This is a genomic window from Rhizobium sp. NXC14 (genome assembly GCF_002117485.1).
Lineage (GTDB): Bacteria > Pseudomonadota > Alphaproteobacteria > Rhizobiales > Rhizobiaceae > Rhizobium.
In genome coordinates this window covers 77,923-97,443 of the sequence record NZ_CP021032.1, presented here as the reverse complement: position 1 = coordinate 97,443, position 19,521 = coordinate 77,923, and the positions used below count along the sequence as shown (strand labels likewise).

Here is a 19,521-nt window from a genome sequence, read left to right as displayed (position 1 = left end):
CCGGAAGGCTCCGCCAGCGCCCATCCTGTCTGGGCGAGGAATATCAATGTCGACAGTCGAAGGCGACCTGCTCCACACGGTCGAAGCCGGCTCCATTTCCGCGAGCCGCCGTTTCTGGGGCCGCTCGGCTCTATGGCTCAGCGCCATATGGTTCATCGCATCCTTTGTGTTGCAGGCTGTCCACGAACTCGGCTGGACCGATTGGGGCTTTGCCAACTGGCGGCCGGTTCTCTACGCCTATTTCATCTGGGCCGCGGTTCTTTGCGTCACCCGCGTCGTCATATACGGCGAGGCCGGCAAAAAGGCGCTCTTTGTTCTGCCGGCAGCACTCTTCGTCGTATCGATGGTGGTCTTCCCGCTGCTCTTTGCGCTCTGGATCGGCTTCTCCGACTGGAATCTCGCCTCTTCGGCCGGGCGGCGCTTCAACGGGCTTGATAATGTGCGCCGCATGATCGCCGATCCGTTCTATGCCAATGCCTTGCTCAACATGATCCTTTATTGCCTTGCGATTGCTGTTGAATATGCGATCGCCTTCGGCCTGGCGCTGCTCCTCAACCAGGAAATCATTGCCCGGAAGTTCTGGCGGGTTACTTTCCTCGTGCCCTTGATGTTGTCGCCGGTCGCGGTGAGCTGGATGGTGGGCAAGTCGATGCTGGAAACCCGTTTCGGCCCGATCGCGCGCATGGCCCGCTGGCTCGGCTGGGAAAACCCCTCCTTTTTCGGCGATCCGCTGACGGCGCGGCTTTCGATCATGATCATGGACGCCTGGACCTTCATTCCCTTCATGATGATCATGCTGCTCGCCGGATTGCAGGCCTTGTCGAGGGAGGTGCTGGAGGCAGCCGAAGTCGACGGCGCCACCAAATGGCAGCGCTTCTGGCAGGTGATTTTCCCGCTGATGCTGCCGGTGTCGGTCACGGCAGTGATGATCCGCATCATCTTCAAGCTCAAGCTCGCCGATATCATCATCACGGTGACATCGGGAGGGCCCGGCGGAGCGACGGATTCCGTCACCAGTTTCATCTACCGCGAATACCGAGACCGTTCGAATGTCGGATACGGAACCCTGCTCGCGCTCGTCTATCTGGTGATCATCGTCCTCGGCATGACGGGGCTGATGAAGATCTCCGACCGCATCGTCAAGCGGATGACAGGAAGGCTTTGATGGTTCGCATCGATTTCGAAAAATATGGACGGGGCCAACGCATTCGCTGGTGGGCCATGCGTTTGGCCATTTACGGCCTGCTCGTCATCTGGGCCTGTGTCTGCATCTTCCCGCTGTTTTGGACGATTTCAACCTCATTCAAGACAGCCGCAGATGTCATGCGGGGCAATCTGATCCCCTGGTTCAATTTCGCGCCCAACTGGCTCGGCTGGCGCTCGCTCGGCCTCTCTCCCGATACGATTCCCCAGATCTCGACCGTGCGTGACGAGTTCATGCGCAGGCTCTGGAACAGCGTCATCATCTCCGTCACGGCATCCGCACTTGCGGTCGTGCTCGGGTCGCTCGCCGCCTACGGCCTCAGCCGCTTCTCCTACAAATTCGGCCATATGCGCAATTCCGACATTTCCTTCTTCTTCCTGTCACAGCTGATTATGCCGCCTGTCGTCCTCGCCCTGCCATTCCTGGTTCTCTACAAGGAACTGGCGCTGCTCGACACCTATGCCGGCATGATCGCCGTTTATACGCTGATGGTTCTGCCGATCGTCGTCTGGATCATGCGCGACCAGTTCGCCACCATACCGGTCGAGCTCGAGGAAGCCGCGCTGGTCGACGGCCTGTCGGTCTGGGGAGCGTTTGCCCGCATCATCGTGCCGCTCGTTCTGCCGGGCATGGTTGCCGCCTTCCTTTTGGCGCTGATCCTGTGCTGGAATGAATATTTCTTCGCCGCATTGCTGACTTCCACCAATACGAACACGCTGCCGGTGATGATTGCCAGCCAGACAGGCAGCCAGGGCATCAACTGGTGGTCGATGGCCGCCCTTTCCACCGCCGGTATCCTTCCGCTGGTCATCGTCGGCGTCGTGTTGGAAAAGCACATTATCGCCGGGATGACCGCAGGAGCGGTAAAATAGCCGCGGGACGTTTGAACATGGCAAAGATGCCCACAGTCAAGGATGTCGCCGAATATGCGGGCGTCTCCGTGGGCACAGTTTCGCGTGTTCTGTCGGGCGAAGCCGCGGTCAAACCCATGCTCCGTGAAAGGGTCAACGACGCCATTTCGGCGCTCGGTTACCGGCCGAACGTGACTGCACGAGCCTTGCGCACCAGCAGAACCGACGTGATCGGCCTCGTCGTTCCCGACATCACCAACCCTTTTTTTGCGCAGCTTGCGGCAAGCGTCGAGCGCGCGGCGCTCGAATGCGGTCACAGCCTGATGCTGGCAAGCTCGCATAACGACAGCGAGGCGGAGCAGAGCCATGTTTCGGCTTTTCTCGACCGATCAGTGCGCGGCATCATCGTGGTGGCTTCGAGCGACGGTTCAGGTCTCGATCTGCCAGCCTCGGTGCCGGTCATATCGCTGGACCGGCGCTTCGGCACCTTTCCCCTGGTGTCGACCAACCATGCGCAGGCGGCCACGCTGATTGCCGATCATCTCTATGGGCTAGGGCACCGGCGCATCGCCTATATTGCCGGGCCGACCGACACTGAAGCAGGGCGCATGCGCAAAGAGGCCTTTGTCAGCCGCATGGACGGCTTCGGCAAAACCGGCGAGCCTGCCGAACTGGAAATTGCCCATGGCAGGTTCGACTACGAATCCGGTGAAAGAATCGCCCGCGAGCTGCTTTCACGCCCGCCGCAGAACCGGCCAACGGCGATTGCGGCCGCCAGCGACCAGCAGGCGATCGGCGCTTTACGCGCTGCCCGCGACCTCAAGATCGACGTGCCGCGAAAACTTTCCGTCACAGGGTTCGACGACATCTCGCTTGCCAATCTGGTGGTGCCGCGGCTGACAACCATTCGCCAGCCGGCCGACATGTTGGCGCGGCGCGCGGTCAGCCTTCTCCTCGAAGAACCGCCGGGCAAGGGCGACGAAATGGTGGACGGATCGCTGATCGTGCGCGGTTCGAGCGGCCCGTGCCCGCAACCTGGCGCAGCGGCCCGAAAATCGGAATCGGTTGTCGGAAAGCCCGATGCGTAGATCCTAAGCGTCCGGAACAGCGCGCAGGGCACTCCAAGGCGGATATCGCCGGACACAGAAATTGAAGCACGGCCGGGGCTCCGGCCAGAGAAAGGATGGAAGATCAATGCTCAAGGGAATTCGGGCCGAACTCAACGGCGACATTCTTCAAGCGCTTTGCAACATGGGACATGGCGATTATCTCGTCATCTCCGACATGAATTTTCCATCGGATTCGATCGCCCGTCAGACGCGCCTGGGTAGACTGCTGACCATGGAAAATATTCCCGCACCGCAGGCGATCGACGCGGTCCTTTCGGTCTTGCCTTTGGACACGCCGATCCAGCCTTCGGTCGGCCGCATGGAAGTGATCGGCAAACCGGATGAAATTCCGCCGATTCAACAGGAAGTACAGGCGATCGTCGACCGCGCCGAAGGCAAGCCGTCGCCGATGTATCCCATCGAACGCATGGCGTTCTACGAAATCGCCAAAAAGGCCTATTGCGTAATCGCAACCGGGGAATTGCGGTTCTATGGATGCTTCCTTTTGACCAAGGGCGTCATTCCAGCGGAAGAGGCGGTGCGATGAACGAGAAAAGCGGGATCGTCATCCTGGGAATTTTTGCTGCCGACACAGCATATAAGGCAAAACGCCTGCCCCATATCGCCGAGACGCTGATGGGGTCTGGTTTCACCCTCGGGCCGGGAGGCAAGGGCTCCAACCAGGCGATCGCCGCGGCAAAGGCCGGCGGCAAGGTGACCTTCATTTCCCGGGTTGGCAACGATGCGTTCGGCGCGATGGCGCTGGCGGCCTATGCCGAAGCGGGTGTGACGGCCAATGTGATGAAGATGGAAGGGGTTTCCACGGGCGCTGCCTTCATCTTCGTCGACGAGATAAGCGGCGACAACGCCATCATCGTGGTGCCGGGCGCCGCGGGGCTGATCGGCATCGAAGATGTCGAAGCGAGCCGCGCGGCGATCGAAAGCGCCGCCATCTTCATGACACAGCTCGAACAACCGCTGGAAGCGGCCTTGCACGGCCTGTCAATCGCCAAGGGGGCAGGGGCCACAACGATCTTCAACCCGGCGCCGGCCAGCGCCATCCCGGACAGCATCTATGGCCTGTGCGATTTCATCGTTCCGAACGAAGTTGAAGCAGCGGAATTGGTGGGCCATGCGATCGAAACCGATGAGCAGGCACGTGCAGCGGCACGCACCCTGGTCGATCGGGGTGCGAAAGCAGCGGTCATCACGCTCGGCGCCCGCGGCGCGTTCTATCACACCGCCGGGCAGAGCGAATTCGTGCCCGCCTTTTCGGCGGGAAATGTCATCGACACAACCGGGGCCGGCGACGCCTTCCTTGGCGGGTTCGCGACGGCGATTTCGGAAGGCCAGGCGCCAATCCAGGCCGTCCGTTTCGGCTGCGCGACCGCCGCAATTGCGGTAACACGGCCGGGCACGGCTCCCGCCATGCCTTCTCGCGCCGAGATCACCACCTTGCTCGGCTCCTGATGCTTGGACGTCGCAGAGGAATTGGGCGAGGCGTGTCAGCCTCGCCATCTCCAGAAATCGTCAATTCAGCCTTGCGGTAAAGACGTAGCCGACGCCGCGCACGGCCTTGATGAATTGCGGCTTCTTCGGGTCCGTCTCGATCTTGCGCCGCAGCCGGACGATCTGGGCATCGATCGTCCGGTCGAAAGCTTCGAGGCTTCGGCCCCGGGTCAGGTCCATCAGCACGTCGCGGGTCAGAACGCGTCCGGCATGCCGGACTAAGGTCGTGAGCATATCGAACTCGCCGGTCGTCAACTCGATTTCCGTGCCTTCCGGATCGAAAAGCTGTCTGCGGCTGAGATTGAGCTTCCAGTCCTCGAAGCCGATGATCTCCTCGCTGGCCGCCTCGGCGCTGCGCGCAGGAGCTTGCCGGCGGCGCAGGATCGATTTCAGGCGCGCATGGACCTCCCGGAGATGGAAGGGCTTGGCGATGTAATCGTCAGCGCCGACCTCCAGACCGACGATTCGATCGACGACGTCGTCGCGGCCCGTCAGCATCATGATCGGCACGTCGGATTGGGCGCGGATTTCACGGGCAAGATCAAGGCCGTCGGCGCCGCCGGGAAGAACGAGGTCGAGCAGCACGGCGTCGAAATTCTGCTGGCGCAGGCGCACGCGCATCTCGGTGCCGTCAGCGGCGGAAGAGACCGTGTAACCCTCATCCTCGAAATAGCGCGTCAACATCTGCCGAATGCGCGGATCGTCGTCGACGACGAGAAGATGCGCGTCATGTTGAAGTGCTGCCATCGTCCATCCGCCAAGCCTTGCTCGTTACAGATCGTATTCAGTGGCATCGTCTTTAACATGCCCCTCAAGTTGGTGTCACCAGCCGGCCGGCGTTGTCCTCATCGGAAGCCGCAAATCCACTCAGGTCGGATTTGCAGGTCTGGCGTCGTGCAGCCAATGGCGTTTCGCCGGCATCGGGACGGGGGCCGGCGAGGACTGCCATGCGCAGAGCCATCCGCGGACATCGTTCGCCGTAATCAGAATCGTGTTGCCGCTCGTTAAGGCAAGGCGGCGCGCGGCTATCTGGCAGAAAGTGTCAACGTATTGAAGAAGGCGGAATTCGGTTGCCCGCGGCGGCGACGCAACGGACAGCAATGCCCTCCGGGACACGATGACGGTCTTCATGTCGGGCCCGAACCGCACATCGATATGCCCTGACTTGTCTTTCGCATCGAGACTTGCTGTGACGATTTCATATGGCATTCCATCGCTCCGGATCATTGGTTCGTCGCTGCGGCCTATTCCAGTTTTCCAGGTTACGACGCCGGTCAAAAGACGCTTTGACCTCGATCAAATCGAAAGGGCGGTGACGGCACCGAACATCCGCCCCGGGACCACCCGCGACGGCTTTAAGGCAATGTACAAATATCTGGATGATTTCGCGGCGACGGCAACATCATTGATTTGGAACAAGGAAGACCGTGCGGCCCCTGGGCATAAAGCATCCTGCTTTTTGAAAGGAAATGTGATGATGCCCGACGATCTTGTCGCAAAATACGGCGATGCACGGCTTCCGCGTTACACGAGTTATCCAACGGCGCCGGCTTTTTCAGCAGCCGTCGGACCGGATGAATATGCCGCCGGCCTTGCCGAAATCGGAGAGGCCGGACCAGTCTCGGTCTATCTCCACCTACCATACTGCCGTTCGATGTGCTGGTACTGCGGCTGTCACACGACCATCACCCGGCAGGATGCTCCGGTCGTCGAATATCTTGATGTGATGAGCCAGGAGATCGAGCTCGTTTCCTTTGCCGCCGGCAACGACGTGCCCGTCAGAAACGTGCACTTGGGCGGCGGCACGCCGACGATCATGAAGCCGCAGGAATTCTCCGCTCTGATGGCAAAGCTCCGGAGCGCCTTCGCCTTCGAAGCGGATGCCAGCGTGGCAATCGAGATCGACCCGCGCACATTGGCCGCCCCCATGATCGATGCGCTCTTCGAAAACGGTGTCGATCGCGCGAGCCTCGGGGTCCAGAGCTTCGACCCGGTCGTGCAGGCGGCAACCAATCGGCTGCAGTCATTCGAGCAGACTGAGATGGCGCTCACCGCGTTGCGCTCCGCAGGCGTGACAAGCATCAATTTCGACCTGATCTATGGCCTCCCGAAGCAGACTGTCCGATCCTGTGTGGAAACCGTCCGCCTTGCCGCGGAGCTGCGTCCGGAACGTTTCGCTGTTTTCGGTTACGCCCACATACCCTCCTTCAAGAAGCATCAACGTCTGATCGACGAAGCATCGCTACCAGACGCAAAACAGCGCAACGAGCAGGCGGAAGCCATCGCCCAGGAGCTTCAACAAGCCGGATATGTGCGTATCGGGCTCGACCACTTTGCCTTGCCGGAGGATCAGCTGGCGTTCGCCGCACGCAACGGCACGATGAGACGAAACTTCCAGGGCTACAGCACGGATGACTGCGATAATCTCATCGGCCTCGGCGCTTCCGCGATCGGCCGGCTACCGAGTGGCTATATGCAGAACCACGTGCCTCTGGGTCTTTATGCGGAGCGGATTGCCTCTGGCGTCCTGCCCACCGCCAAAGGCTATCTTCTCAGCCAAGAGGACAAGCTTCGGGCGAGAATCATCGAACGGCTGATGTGCGATTTCGAAGTCGACCTCGGAAGTGTGAGCAGCGGAACGGGTTTCGACACCCGCTTCCTTGTTGAGCGCAACGACCGTCTCGGTGAGCTGATGGCGGACGGCGTTGCGACAATGAGCGGCGAGCGGATCGTCGTATCCCGAGACGCACGCTTCATGGTCCGTGCAGTCGCGGCGGCGTTCGACGCCTATTTCGGCTCGCACGGACGCAAGCACAGCAAGGCCGCCTGACCTGCATCAGAGCCGGGCGATCGCCGGCAGCCTGAGCCGCAGCGCAGTCTTGAACGGCCGCCACCGGCGAAGGCAAGGCGGGTTCTCCATCGTGCGGGATGGCGCGCGAGTGCGGCCATCCGCGCCGGTCATTGATTACTGGGTGAGATTGGCAAGATCGGCGTCGAGCCGCTTGCGTACCATGTTCGGCACCTTTGCCTTTTTGATGGCTTCGAGATTGGCCGGGCTGTCGCCGACCTGGATCAAGGCAACCATGCCCATGCCGACATGCGGCGTGCATTTCAATATATAGGCGCCGGGAACATCGAATTTCGCCTGATACTGTTCGTTCGGCTTGGATTTGAATTCGGCGACGCCATCCGGAATGAGGCCCTTGAAGGTCTCGACGTTGTGGCTCTTGTCGGTAGGGATGAAGGTGACAGTGTCGCCGGGGGCGATCTTCAAGAAGCCGGGCTCGAACACCATTGCGCCGTCCGCGCCCTTGTTAAGCATCTGAACCTGGTGGTCGGCGGCCATCAAGGGCGCTGCCGAGGCAATCAAGGCTGCCGCTGCAGCGATCAGACCGAATTTCAAACGCATGTGCAATCTCCTGTTCTGCGAGGCTCCATCCGCCGCGTGAACCGGTCTTAGGAGATGCCGGAATCCGGTTCTTTGACCCCCATCAAATTCGCGAAAAAAGCTGGGGATCAGGTTTTTGTCTGTCTGCCGACAATGGCAACAGGCCCGAAGTCACTTCGCGTCGAGAAGCTCGCGGATCTTCAAGGCCAGTTCTTTGGCGGTATAGGGCTTACGCAGCCACTGTGCGCCGGGAACGGTGCCTTTTTCCACAAGACCCGGCTCGGAATATCCTGACGTGAACAGAACCGCGATGTCTGGCCGCATAACCCGCACTTCCCGTGCGAGTTCGTCACCGGTGATCCCGCCCGGCATGACGATGTCGGTGAACAGGAGCGCGACGCCGGGGTTCTCCCGCAGGAGGTCGAGTGCGCGGTGGCCGTTTTCGGCTTCACGCACCGTGTAGCCCATTGACGCCAGCCTGGCGACGGCCACGCGGCGGACGCGGGCGTCATCCTCCACGACCAGCACTGTTTCGTCGCCGCGCGGCAGCTGGCTCTCGCCGCTGTCAAGATCCGACGCCGGCTCCCGAGGCTTTGCGTCACTGATGGCAGGCAGATATATCCTGACTGTCGTGCCGCGCCCCACCTCGCTGTAAAGCTGCAGATGCCCGCCCGACTGCTTGACGAAACCATAGACCATGCTGAGCCCGAGCCCCGTGCCGGAGCCGACTTCCTTGGTTGTGAAAAATGGTTCTATCGCGCGCTTCCTGACCTCCTCGGTCATACCGATGCCAGTATCCGTCATGGCAATGAGGACGAAGTTGCCGCTGCGCACCTCCGGGAACATCTTGGCATAATCTGCGTCGAGATGGACGCGCGAGATCGTCGTCGTCAGACTGCCGCCCCTCGGCATCGCGTCCCTTGCGTTGAGGGCGATGTTCAGAATGGCGTTCTGGAGCTGTGAGCTGTCGACGAGCACGTCGAGGCCCGACCCGTCAATGACGGTCGACAGCTTGATATTTTCGCCGAGCGTTCGCCGTAGCAGATCCGAAAAGCCGCTCACGAGCTGACCGAGATCGGCATGCTTGGGGTTCAGCGGCTGCCGGCGGCCGAAGGCCAGCAGCTGCCCGGTCAGGATCGCTCCGTCCTGCGCGGCGGACTGGGCTTCCTTGAGAATGTCCCGAAGACTGCCAGGCGGCAGCTTGTCCTCGATCATTTCGAGGTTGCCGCTGATGACGGTCAGGAGATTATTGAAGTCATGCGCAAGGCCCCCGGTCAGCTGTCCGATCGCCTCCATCTTTTGCGCCTGGCGAAGATCCTCCTCGATCCTGAAGCGGCTCGTCAAGTCGCGGACAAAACCGGTGAAAATCCGCTCGCCGTTGGCCGTCGCCTCTCCAACGTGCAGTTCCATGGGGAATTGTGAGCCGTCGGCCCGCTGTCCGGTTACGACGCGCCCGTAGCCGATAATGCGCTTCTCGCCGGTTTCGATATAGTGGTCGATATAGCCGTCATGCGCTTCACGGTAGGGGGTGGGCATCAGGTTGCTGACGTTACGGCCGCAAATCTCATCCGCGGGCATTCCGAACAGCTTTTCAGCAGCTTTGCTGAATGACAGAACCTTTCCCTTATGGTCGATCACCACCATCGCATCGGGTACGGTGTCGAGGATTGAGCTGAGATGCGCCTCACGCGACTTGACCGCCTCTTGAGCTTGCCTCAGTGCGCTGACATCGCTGTTTGTCTGGATGACCGTAAGCTCTCCGTCCGGCAGGCTGACCAGCACGCAGCGCGATGCGACGTGAATGTCATGACCGCTCTTGTGGCGATGAATGATTTCGCCCTGCCAGAAGCCGCGCGATTTCAGCTGATCGCGGATGTTTTCCGCCGGTTCGAGAAACTTCGTCGCCAGAAGTTCATGGACCTTCTCGCCGACGGCTTCCTCTCGTGCCCAGCCATACATGTTCTCGCAGCCGATCGACCAGTGTGTGATCGTTCCGTCGAAACGATGAACGACGATATCCGCTCCGTCGAGTACGTGCACCATGGCATCCAGCTCCTGCGGCGATGCGGTTCTCGGTGACACGAGGCGGTGAGGCATGAATGTCAATCCTGCGGCTTTTTGCATCAGTGCAGGTTGACCCTATGACAGGAATCGTCAGAAAAATCATCAGCGTCGCCGGACAACTGTTTCAACCGGGCAATATTGACGATCCTCAGGTCGTGCCTGCCCTCGGGAATAACGATGTTGCGAGACGCCAGTTTCGTGATCGTGCGAGACACGGTCTCGATGGTGAGGCCGAGATGATCCGCAATGTCCTGGCGGTTCATGGGAACGCGCACCAGGCCTTGGCGCGGCCGCAGGTTGCGGCGGGACGCAAGCTTGAGGATAAAGCTGCAGAGACGCTCCTCGGCATTCTTTTTCGACAACAGCACCATCTGTTCATGAGCGGCGGTCGCCTCCTGGCAAAGCAGGGAGATATAGGCCGGGCCGAGCGCGTCGGAGCGGGCGACTTCTTCGTGAAAGCTCTTGCGCGACATGCGCCGGATCTTGCATTCGGTGACGGCCTCCGCCGTGAAAATGAAGTCGTTTTGCAACGAGGCGCCGATGAGATCGCCGGCGAAATGAAAGGCTGTGATCACCCGGCGGCCCTCGCCGATGATGCGATGCAGGCGAACGACGCCTTCTTCCACCTGGAAGAGATGTTTCGCCTGGTCGCCCTCCCAGCAAATCGCCTTGCCGGCTGCGACAGGCTCCGCCGCCGAGCTCAGGAAAAGCGACGAAAGCGATTGGCCGGCAGCAATTGCTTCGACCGTTTTCTCGGCATTTTCGAATGCGTGGTTGTTCTGCATCAGCATCGTCGTGTCCCCTCGTGGCAGTGGGTGCAGTAGAAAGCTGTCGCGTCACAAGGGAATGAGCGGACGGTGCCAAAGGGTGAAAGAAAGTAACAGTGTGTAACAGCGGCGGTCCATCCGCGGCGTGAGGTCCCCTTGTTGATGTAGATCAAGGAGCCATCGCTAGCTTCGTGACAGTCCTGCCCCGAACTACCGAGAAAGCCGGCCGCGGGGCGGTCGTCTTTGCACTGGGGACGACATCATGAATTACACGATGGAAACAATGATGCTCGCGGTCGCGACGTTTCTAGCGCTGCTTGGAGCCGCATTCGCGCACGATCATCTTTTTGCGATCCATATGGGAATACTCAGCTTCTGCCTGGTTGCCGGGACCCTGCTCCTTGTCAGGAAGGTCGATTTCACACCGGCGGACCAGCGGCAGAAAGTCGACCTGTCAGGCTATTTCGACGAAGTGGTCCGCTACGGCCTGATCGCCACCGTATTCTGGGGCGTGGTCGGCTTCCTTGTTGGCGTTATCATCGCGCTACAACTGGCTTTTCCCGACCTCAATATCGCGCCCTACCTTAATTTCGGCAGGCTGCGGCCGGTTCACACATCGGCGGTCATCTTTGCTTTCGGCGGCAACGCGCTGATCATGACGTCCTTTTATGTGGTGCAGCGGACCTGCCGCGCGCGGCTCTTCGGCGGTAGCCTCGCCTGGTTCGTCTTCTGGGGCTACCAACTCTTCATCGTCATGGCGGCGACAGGCTACGTGCTCGGCATCACCCAGGCCCGTGAATATGCCGAGCCCGAATGGTATGTCGACCTCTGGCTGACGATCGTCTGGGTCGCCTATCTCGCCGTCTATCTCGGAACGATCCTGAAGCGTAGAGAACCGCACATCTACGTGGCGAACTGGTTCTATCTCGGCTTCATCGTCACTATCGCGATGCTGCACGTGGTCAACAACCTTGCCGTTCCGGCCTCGTTCCTCGGCTCCAAGAGCTATTCTCTCTTCTCCGGCGTCCAGGATGCGCTGACGCAATGGTGGTACGGCCACAACGCCGTCGGCTTTTTCCTCACCGCCGGCTTCCTCGGCATGATGTATTATTTCGTGCCGAAGCAGGCCAACCGGCCAGTCTATTCCTACCGGCTGTCGATCATCCACTTCTGGGCCCTGATTTTCATGTACATCTGGGCCGGTCCGCATCATCTGCATTACACGGCGCTGCCCGACTGGGCCCAGACGCTCGGCATGGTTTTCTCGGTCATGCTCTGGATGCCCTCCTGGGGCGGCATGATCAACGGCCTGATGACGCTTTCGGGCGCCTGGGACAAGATCCGCACCGACCCGGTCATCCGGATGATGATCGTCGCCATCGCCTTTTACGGCATGTCGACCTTCGAGGGCCCGATGATGTCGGTCAAGACAGTCAATTCGCTCAGCCATTATACAGAATGGACGATCGGCCACGTGCATTCCGGCGCGCTCGGCTGGGTCGGGATGATCACGTTCGGGGCAATCTATTACCTGACACCGAAACTGTGGAGGCGCGAACGTCTCTACAGCCTGCGGATGGTCAACTGGCACTTCTGGCTCGCGACCCTCGGGATCGTGATCTACGCCGCCGTGCTCTGGGTAGCCGGCATCCAGCAGGGTCTGATGTGGCGCGAATACAATTCCCAGGGCTTCCTCGTCTACTCCTTCGCGGAGACGGTCGCGGCGATGATCCCCTACTACGTGCTACGCGCGGTCGGCGGAACGCTTTACCTGGCGGGCGGCCTCGTCATGGCCTGGAACGTGTTCATGACGATCCGCGGCCACCAGCGCGACGAAGCTGCAATCCCGACCACTTTCGTACCCCAGGCACAGCCTGCCGAATGAGGTGAGACATGGCATCGATATTGGATAAACATAAGATCCTCGAGAAAAACGCGACGCTTCTTCTGGTCGGCTCGCTGCTCGTCGTCAGCATCGGCGGCATCGTTGAAATCGCACCGCTGTTCTACCTGCAGAACACGATCGAAAAAGTGGAAGGAATGCGTCCTTACACGCCGCTGGAGCTCGCAGGACGCAACGTCTACATCCGTGAAGGCTGCTATCTCTGCCATAGCCAGATGATCAGGCCTTTCCGTGATGAAGTCGAACGCTACGGCCATTATTCACTGGCCGCAGAATCCATGTACGACCATCCGTTCCAGTGGGGATCAAAACGTACGGGGCCGGATTTGGCCCGTGTCGGCGGACGTTACTCGAACGAATGGCATGTCCAGCATCTCGCGGACCCCCGGGCAGTCGTGCCGGAATCGATCATGCCAAGCTACGCCTTCCTCAAGGAGCAGGAAGTGACGGTCAAGGATGTCGTAATGGACCTCAAGGCCAACGAGGACGTCGGCGTGCCCTACAGCGACGACATGCTGGCGAATGCGGAAGCCGACATGAGAGCTCAGGCCGATCCGAACGCGGACACGACGGCCCTGCTCGAACGCTATCCGAAGGCGAAGGTCGGCGATTTCGACGGCGACCCGGCCAAGCTGACCGAAATGGACGCGCTCGTCTCCTACCTGCAGATGCTCGGAACGCTGGTCGATTTCTCGACCTATGACGACGCGACCGGCTACCGTTGAGGTGATCCATGGAAACCTACACCGCAATGAGACACTTCGCCGATAGCTGGGGCTTGGTGGCAATGGCGGCATTCTTCGTCGGGGTGGTCGTGTTCACCCTTCGCCCAGGCAGCAAGCAGACGGCGAAAGAGGCCGCCGATATTCCCTTGAAGGACGATTGAGATGTCGGAAAAACATATCGATGAATTGAGCGGCGTCGAAACGACCGGACATGAATGGGACGGCATCCGCGAGCTCAACAATCCCATGCCCCGCTGGTGGGTGTGGACCTTCTACGCCACCATTCTCTGGGCGGTCGGCTATGCGATTGCATATCCCGCGATCCCGATGATCACTTCCGCCACGAAAGGTTATCTCGGCTACTCGACTCGCGCGGAGCTGCAGCAGGACCTGGACCAGGCCAAAGCGTCCCAGACGCAGTTTCACGACCTGATCGCGGCAAAGACAGTCCAGGAGATCGACGCCGATCCTGCCCTCCGTGCATTCGCAATCGGCGGCGGTGCGTCCTCATTCAAAGTCAATTGCGCGCCCTGTCATGGCTCGGGGGCGAGCGGCGGCCCTGGCTTTCCTAACCTGAACGATGACGACTGGCTATGGGGCGGCGACCTGGGCGCCATCCAGGCGACGATCGCCCACGGGATCCGGTTCGATTCGGATGCCGAAACCCACGCGTCCGAGATGCCGGCCTTTACCGATGTGCTCGAGCCTGCCCAGATGCGGCAGGTCGCTGCCTACGTCTGGGGCCTGACCAATACGCCCTCGGATCCCGCTCTCGCGGAGGCCGGAAGGCAGGTCTTTCTCGACAACTGCGCCGCGTGTCACGGCGAGGATGCCAAAGGAAAGGCGGAAATGGGAGCGCCGGATCTCGCCGACGCGATCTGGCTGAAGGCGCGCGGCGAAGGCGCCATCGTTCGCCAGGTCGCCTCTCCCAAACATGGCGTCATGCCTGCCTGGGCTGCGCGCCTCGGGGATACGACCGTCAAGGAGCTCACCATTTTCGTTCATTCGCTCGGCGGCGGAACCTAGAGCAATTCCAGCAGAAGTGGGCGGCGATTTTGGGCCGCGATGGTGAGAAAACAGAGAGACAGGGCAGTTCCGTGGTTGGAAGAAAACGGAAATGCTCCAAGGAGAAGCGATGACAGTTCACGATCACAATCCCATCCTCGGTCTCTACGGCACCCGCGCGCCATCATCCGCTCTCGCGTTTCGGAACGCGCCAAGGCGGTCCCGCCGTCGGCCGAACAGGAGGATGCGGCAAAGATCGGAAATTCGATCGTAAGCTTGATCTGCCTCAAGGATGACAGGCAGACGAGCCGATAGTTTCAGCTCCTGTCGAGGACATCTCAGCGGTGTTTCTCCCCCGCTGTCCTCCGGCCACGCCCTTACCCCAGGGCGTGGCCTTTTCATTCCGAAAGGTCATTTCTTGATCTGCATCAAGGAACTGATGCGCCGCGGGTGGGACAAGGGCAGGCAAACACTGGACAGGTTCCCATGAATCTCTACACCGCCCCAGATCCGAATGACATCGAGCGCGTCAGTGTCGAGCCGGTCAACGCCCGGCGCAACCGACAGCCTCTCTATGCGCCGCGCAAGAAGATTTTTCCAAAGCGCGCCGAGGGTCGATTCCGCCGGTTCAAATGGATGGTGATGCTGATCACGCTCGGCATTTATTACCTGGCGCCGTGGATCCGTTGGGATCGCGGCCCCTACGCCACCGGTCAGGCAATTCTCGTCGACCTCTCCTCGCGGCGTTTCTTCTTTTTCTTCATCGAAATCTGGCCCCAGGAATTCTACTATGTCGCGGGCCTGCTCGTCATGGCGGGGTTTGGCCTCTTCCTCGTCACCGCCGCGGTCGGCCGCGCCTGGTGCGGCTACGCCTGTCCGCAAACCGTCTGGGTCGATCTCTTCCTCGTCGTCGAACGCGCCATCGAAGGCGACCGAAATGCGCGAATGAAGCTCGACGCCGGCCCCTTCACCTTCGACAAGCTCAGCAAGCGGCTGATCAAGCATGCGATCTGGCTGCTGATCGGAGCCGCCACCGGCGGCGCATGGATCTTCTATTTTGCCGACGCGCCGAGCCTGGCGGCTTCGCTGTTTGCCGGCAGTGCCCCTGCCGCCGCCTATGCGACCATCGCCATCCTGACCGCCACGACCTATTTGCTTGGCGGCCTCATGCGCGAGCAGGTGTGCACCTATATGTGCCCGTGGCCGCGCATTCAGGGCGCGATGCTCGACGAAAATTCGCTTGTTGTCACCTACAATGACTGGCGGGGCGAGCAGAGGGCGCGCCACGCCAAGAAAGCCCAGGCCAAGGGCCTGCCGGTCGGTGATTGCGTGGATTGCAATGCCTGCGTTGCGGTCTGTCCGATGGGAATCGACATTCGCGACGGCCAGCAGATGGAATGCGTCACATGCGCTCTCTGCATCGATGCCTGTGACGGCGTCATGGACAAGCTCGGAAAACCTCGCGGCCTGATCGCCTATGCGACGCTCAGCGAATATTCGAGCAACATGTCGCTTGCGACGGACGGAGGACGGACAGCTATCCAGCCCTCGAATGTCCGAAACGCTGATGGAAGCTTCATCTCGGCGGTCCGGCATTTCGACTGGCGGATCATCTTTCGTCCGAGAATCGTGTTCTACGCCGTCGTCTGGGCATCGATCGGCATTGCCATGGTCATCCATCTTGCCTTCCGCGAACGACTCGAACTCAACGTCGTCCATGATCGCAACCCCCAATATGTCCTTGAAAGCGACGGCTCCATCCGCAACGGCTACACACTTCGCGTCCTCAACATGGTGCCGACGCCGCGGGATGTGACCATCACTCTCGTCGGGCTCGAAGGCGGCATGATGCGCATTCCCGAGTACGGCAGGCAGGATGGCCGCAGCTTCACGGTCAATGCCGAACCTGACGCGGCCACGACGATCAAGGTCTTCGTGACGCGCAAGCCTGACGGGGCCGAGATCAACGAATTCCTCTTCGTCATCGAAGATACGGGCCATTCCGACCGGGCGACCTATCGCGCGGCGTTCAACGCACCGGGAGAGGTGAAATGAAGGCTTCCACTAGAGGTTTTACCGGTTTGCACATGCTTCTTGCCACCTCGGCATTTTTCGCCGTCGTGATCGCCGTCAATGTCACCATGGCCGTGTATGCTTCATCCAGCTGGAGCGGCCTGGTCGTCGAAAACACCTATGTGGCCAGCCAGGAATTCAACAGCAAGGCGGCAGCGATGAAGGCGATTGCCGCCTCCGGCGTTGAGGGCGCTCTCTCCGTCAACGGCCGCGCGATCCGCTACGACATCCGTGATGGCAACGGCGCGCCTGCGATCATCGACGAAGTCACGCTGAATTTCAAAAGGCCGGTCGGTGATCACGAGGATTTCCACCTGACCCTCCGGAAGACGGGCGAGGGCCGGTTCGAAGCCGACCACGAGGTCGCCGGCGGCGACTGGATCGTCGAAGCCATATCGAGAAAGAACGGCTTGGTCGTCATGCATGAGGCCAAGCGCATCGATACTGCGGAGTTTGGCCGATGACCTGCTGCTCCATGGATACGGAAAGCGTGCTCGCCCTCAGCGCGACATCCGCCAGCGCCGACGAAATTCGGCTCGCCAGCCACCCGCTCGGGGCCGGATTGCATCAGCTCGACCTCAGTGTACCCGACATCCACTGCGGCGGCTGCATATCCACCCTCGAAAAGGCGATCTCGGCGCTTCCCTTCGTCAAAAAAGCCCGGGTCAATCTCACTGCCCGCCGGGTCAGCTGCATTTATCAAGGGGAAATCGAGAAGCGGGCGACTGACCCCTCCGAAATCCTGGCAACGATCAATGCGGCCGGATACCGCGCGCATCTCTTCACACCCGCCGCACCTGAAAACGACAGGATCAGGAACCAGCTGCTGCTGGCGATCGGAGTCTCGGGTTTTGCAGCCGCCAACATCATGCTGCTCTCGGTGTCGGTCTGGTCTGGCGCCGACGCGGCGACCCGCGACATGTTTCACTGGATCTCGGCGATGATTGCGGCCCCCGCGCTGGTCTATGCGGGGCGCTTCTTCTTCAAATCGGCATGGAACGCCCTGAAACGCGGGCGCACCAACATGGACGTTCCGATCTCGCTTGCCGTGACGCTGTCGTATGCCGTCTCCCTGTGGGAGACGGTGCATCACGGCGAACACGCATGGTTCGACGCCTCGGTTTCGCTGCTGTTCTTTCTGCTGATCGGCAGAACGCTCGATCACGTCATGCGGGAAAAGGCCCGCGCCGCGATCAACGGACTTGCAAGACTTGCCCCGCGCGGGGCGTTGCTGATGATGACTGACGGATCGCGCCGCTACGTTCCGGTGGAAGAGATCGCGGTGGGTGACGATATCGCGATCGCGGCAGGCGAGCGCATCTCGGTCGACGGCACGATCGTCAGCGGCGAGAGCGACGTGGACCTCTCCATCGTCACCGGTGAAATCAGGCCGGTCGCAGTCGCTAAAGGCAGCGCGGTGAATTCGGGGGCAATGAACCTGACCGGCTCTCTCATCCTGCGGGCGACGAAAGTGGCGAGAGATTCCCTTCTATCAGAAATCATCAGCCTCATGGAAGCTGCCGAAGGCAGCAGGGCCGGCTATCGCCGGATCGCCGATCGGGCCGCAGCACTCTATTCCCCGGCCGTGCACCTGTTGGCGCTGGTGGCCTTCCTGGGCTGGGGATTTTTCGGCGGCGACTGGAAACAGGCGATGCTGGTCGCGGTTGCGGTGCTGATCATTACCTGCCCGTGCGCGCTCGGCCTTGCCGTTCCTGTGGTCCAGGTGGTCGCTGCGGGCGAGCTTTTCCGCAAGGGCATCATGGTCAAGGACGGTTCTGCGCTCGAAAGACTCGCCGAAGCTGATATCGTCGCCTTCGACAAGACCGGCACACTAACGATGGGGCGGCCGCGTCTCGTCGCGGTCGAAGCCACCGAGGCGGACAGTGCCGCCATCGCCACCGCATTAGCCGCGCATTCACGGCATCCTCTCTCCGAGGCGCTGCTGCGGGACATTGAGAAGGCTTCTTCATTCTCCTTCGACAGGGTCACGGAAATCCCCGGCGGGGGGCTGGAGGCCTGCAATGGAACGGATGTCTATCGGCTGGGCAACCGCGCCTTTGCCTGCGGAACCGGCCCTACGCCCGGCACGGAGGATGGGCCGTTTTCGGAGGTGATCCTGTCGAAGAACGGCGCCGATCTGGCACGTTTCCTCTTTGACGACACGCTTCGCCCGGGTGCTGCCGAAGCTGTTTGCGCTCTCGCTGCAGCCGGCCTTGAAACGCTGATGGTATCCGGCGACAGGCAAAATGTCGTCGACAACACGGCGCAGGCTCTCGGCATTCAAAGGGCTTTGGGCGCCTTGGCACCGAAGCAGAAAGTCGAGGAATGCCAAAGGCTGAGCGGCGAGGGTCGCCGCGTGCTTATGGTCGGCGACGGGATCAACGACGCCCCGGCGCTTGCCACAGCGCATGTCTCGATTGCGCCCGCCACCGCATCCGACATCGGCAGGCAGGCCGCCGATCTGGTCTTTTTCAACGATCGGCTCGGTGCCGTTCCGCAAGCGGTCGCCATTGCGCGAAGATCCGCCAGCCTGATCCGGCAGAACTTTGTTCTGGCCATCGGCTACAACGTGCTGGCGGTTCCGATCGCGATCGCCGGACTGGCGACGCCGCTGATCGCAGCCGTGGCCATGTCGACATCATCGATCATCGTCGTAACCAATGCGCTGCGGTTGAATGCCTTTGGCAAACATTCTCCCATGCGGAGCGAAGCGCAAGCCAGCGGAGAGGTGAAGACCGCATGAACATGCTGATCTATCTGATCCCGATCGCGCTGCTGATGGGGGGAATGGGCCTGCTCGCATTCCTCTGGTCGCTGAAAAGCGGCCAGTACGACGACCTTGAAGGTGCCGCCTGGCGAATTCTCGTCGAAGACGAAACCGAGCGCAAAGGACCGTGATGCCGCATCCGGGTCAAAATGAGAG

At 60.7% G+C, this 19,521-nt stretch carries 19 protein-coding genes and 1 pseudogene; 15 read left to right on the top strand and 5 right to left on the bottom strand.

The features are described from left to right. The first annotated feature begins 46 nt into the window (after positions 1-46). From NXC14_RS24735 to NXC14_RS24715, 5 genes are all read left to right on the top strand, one after another. Entirely contained in the window at positions 47-1,165 is a 1,119-nt protein-coding gene (locus NXC14_RS24735) for a sugar ABC transporter permease (RefSeq protein WP_085780679.1), read from the top strand. Further along, complete coding sequence (locus tag NXC14_RS24730; protein ID WP_085780678.1) at positions 1,165-2,076, top strand: carbohydrate ABC transporter permease; 912 nt, start codon at positions 1,165-1,167, stop codon at positions 2,074-2,076. Before NXC14_RS24735 ends, NXC14_RS24730 begins: the two co-directional genes overlap by 1 nt. 17 nt (positions 2,077-2,093) lie before the next feature. After that, the gene (locus NXC14_RS24725; RefSeq protein WP_085780677.1) at positions 2,094-3,143 is read left to right on the top strand and encodes a LacI family DNA-binding transcriptional regulator; all 1,050 of its coding nucleotides are present in this window, start codon (positions 2,094-2,096) and stop codon (positions 3,141-3,143) included. 106 nt (positions 3,144-3,249) lie between these two features. Continuing rightward, on the top strand, positions 3,250-3,711 hold the full coding sequence (locus tag NXC14_RS24720; RefSeq protein WP_085780676.1) for an RbsD/FucU domain-containing protein: 462 nt from the start codon (positions 3,250-3,252) through the stop codon (positions 3,709-3,711). Next, positions 3,708-4,634: a ribokinase gene (locus tag NXC14_RS24715; RefSeq protein ID WP_085780675.1), complete on the top strand. Its 927-nt coding sequence runs from the start codon at positions 3,708-3,710 to the stop codon at positions 4,632-4,634. Before NXC14_RS24720 ends, NXC14_RS24715 begins: the two co-directional genes overlap by 4 nt. Before the next feature lie 60 nt (positions 4,635-4,694). Here the strand turns inward: NXC14_RS24715 and NXC14_RS24710 are convergent, their stop codons facing one another. Beyond that, positions 4,695-5,420, bottom strand: a complete 726-nt coding sequence (locus NXC14_RS24710; protein WP_085780674.1) for a response regulator — start codon at positions 5,418-5,420, stop codon at positions 4,695-4,697. 120 nt (positions 5,421-5,540) lie between these two features. Further along, positions 5,541-5,882: a hypothetical protein gene (locus NXC14_RS34015; RefSeq protein WP_085781250.1), complete on the bottom strand. Its 342-nt coding sequence runs from the start codon at positions 5,880-5,882 to the stop codon at positions 5,541-5,543. 268 nt (positions 5,883-6,150) lie between these two features. Here NXC14_RS34015 and hemN point away from each other — a divergent pair, with 268 nt between their 5' ends. Further along, complete coding sequence (gene hemN / locus NXC14_RS24700) at positions 6,151-7,503, top strand: oxygen-independent coproporphyrinogen III oxidase (RefSeq protein WP_085781249.1); 1,353 nt, start codon at positions 6,151-6,153, stop codon at positions 7,501-7,503. Between the two features lie 135 nt (positions 7,504-7,638). Here hemN and NXC14_RS24695 read toward each other — a convergent pair whose 3' ends face one another. From NXC14_RS24695 to NXC14_RS24685, 3 genes are all read right to left on the bottom strand, one after another. Next, positions 7,639-8,082 (bottom strand): pseudoazurin, encoded by a 444-nt coding sequence (locus tag NXC14_RS24695; protein ID WP_085780673.1) that lies wholly within the window; start codon positions 8,080-8,082, stop codon positions 7,639-7,641. A gap of 150 nt (positions 8,083-8,232) precedes the next feature. Then, positions 8,233-10,158: a PAS domain S-box protein gene (locus NXC14_RS24690; protein ID WP_085780672.1), complete on the bottom strand. Its 1,926-nt coding sequence runs from the start codon at positions 10,156-10,158 to the stop codon at positions 8,233-8,235. Between the two features lie 26 nt (positions 10,159-10,184). Further along, a complete protein-coding gene (locus NXC14_RS24685; protein ID WP_085780671.1) occupies positions 10,185-10,916 on the bottom strand; it encodes a helix-turn-helix domain-containing protein in 732 nt (243 codons plus the stop codon). A 238-nt stretch (positions 10,917-11,154) separates the two neighbouring features. On the opposite strand from NXC14_RS24685, the gene ccoN reads away from it, so the two are divergent. The 9 genes and pseudogenes from ccoN (at position 11,155) to ccoS (ending at position 19,496) form a co-directional block, all read left to right on the top strand. Then, positions 11,155-12,777 carry a cytochrome-c oxidase, cbb3-type subunit I gene (ccoN, locus tag NXC14_RS24680; protein WP_085780670.1) on the top strand — a complete coding sequence of 541 codons (1,623 nt, stop codon included), beginning with the start codon at positions 11,155-11,157 and terminating at the stop codon, positions 12,775-12,777. An 8-nt stretch (positions 12,778-12,785) separates the two neighbouring features. Then, positions 12,786-13,520 carry a cytochrome-c oxidase, cbb3-type subunit II gene (gene ccoO, locus NXC14_RS24675; protein ID WP_085780669.1) on the top strand — a complete coding sequence of 245 codons (735 nt, stop codon included), beginning with the start codon at positions 12,786-12,788 and terminating at the stop codon, positions 13,518-13,520. Positions 13,521-13,528: 8 nt separating this feature from the next. Continuing rightward, positions 13,529-13,681, top strand: a complete 153-nt coding sequence (locus tag NXC14_RS24670) for a cbb3-type cytochrome c oxidase subunit 3 (RefSeq protein WP_085780668.1) — start codon at positions 13,529-13,531, stop codon at positions 13,679-13,681. A gap of 1 nt (position 13,682) precedes the next feature. Continuing rightward, entirely contained in the window at positions 13,683-14,546 is an 864-nt protein-coding gene (gene ccoP, locus NXC14_RS24665) for a cytochrome-c oxidase, cbb3-type subunit III (protein ID WP_085780667.1), read from the top strand. A 109-nt stretch (positions 14,547-14,655) separates the two neighbouring features. Further along, positions 14,656-14,840: pseudogene (locus NXC14_RS33640) on the top strand (hypothetical protein). Positions 14,841-15,011: 171 nt separating this feature from the next. Continuing rightward, positions 15,012-16,580: a cytochrome c oxidase accessory protein CcoG gene (gene ccoG / locus NXC14_RS24655; RefSeq protein ID WP_085780666.1), complete on the top strand. Its 1,569-nt coding sequence runs from the start codon at positions 15,012-15,014 to the stop codon at positions 16,578-16,580. Next, complete coding sequence (locus NXC14_RS24650) at positions 16,577-17,062, top strand: FixH family protein (protein WP_085780665.1); 486 nt, start codon at positions 16,577-16,579, stop codon at positions 17,060-17,062. Before ccoG ends, NXC14_RS24650 begins: the two co-directional genes overlap by 4 nt. Then, complete coding sequence (locus NXC14_RS24645; RefSeq protein ID WP_085780664.1) at positions 17,059-19,341, top strand: cation-translocating P-type ATPase; 2,283 nt, start codon at positions 17,059-17,061, stop codon at positions 19,339-19,341. The genes NXC14_RS24650 and NXC14_RS24645 overlap by 4 nt, the downstream gene beginning before the upstream one ends. Further along, the gene (gene ccoS, locus NXC14_RS24640; protein ID WP_085780663.1) at positions 19,338-19,496 is read left to right on the top strand and encodes a cbb3-type cytochrome oxidase assembly protein CcoS; all 159 of its coding nucleotides are present in this window, start codon (positions 19,338-19,340) and stop codon (positions 19,494-19,496) included. The genes NXC14_RS24645 and ccoS overlap by 4 nt, the downstream gene beginning before the upstream one ends. Positions 19,497-19,521: the final 25 nt, after the last annotated feature.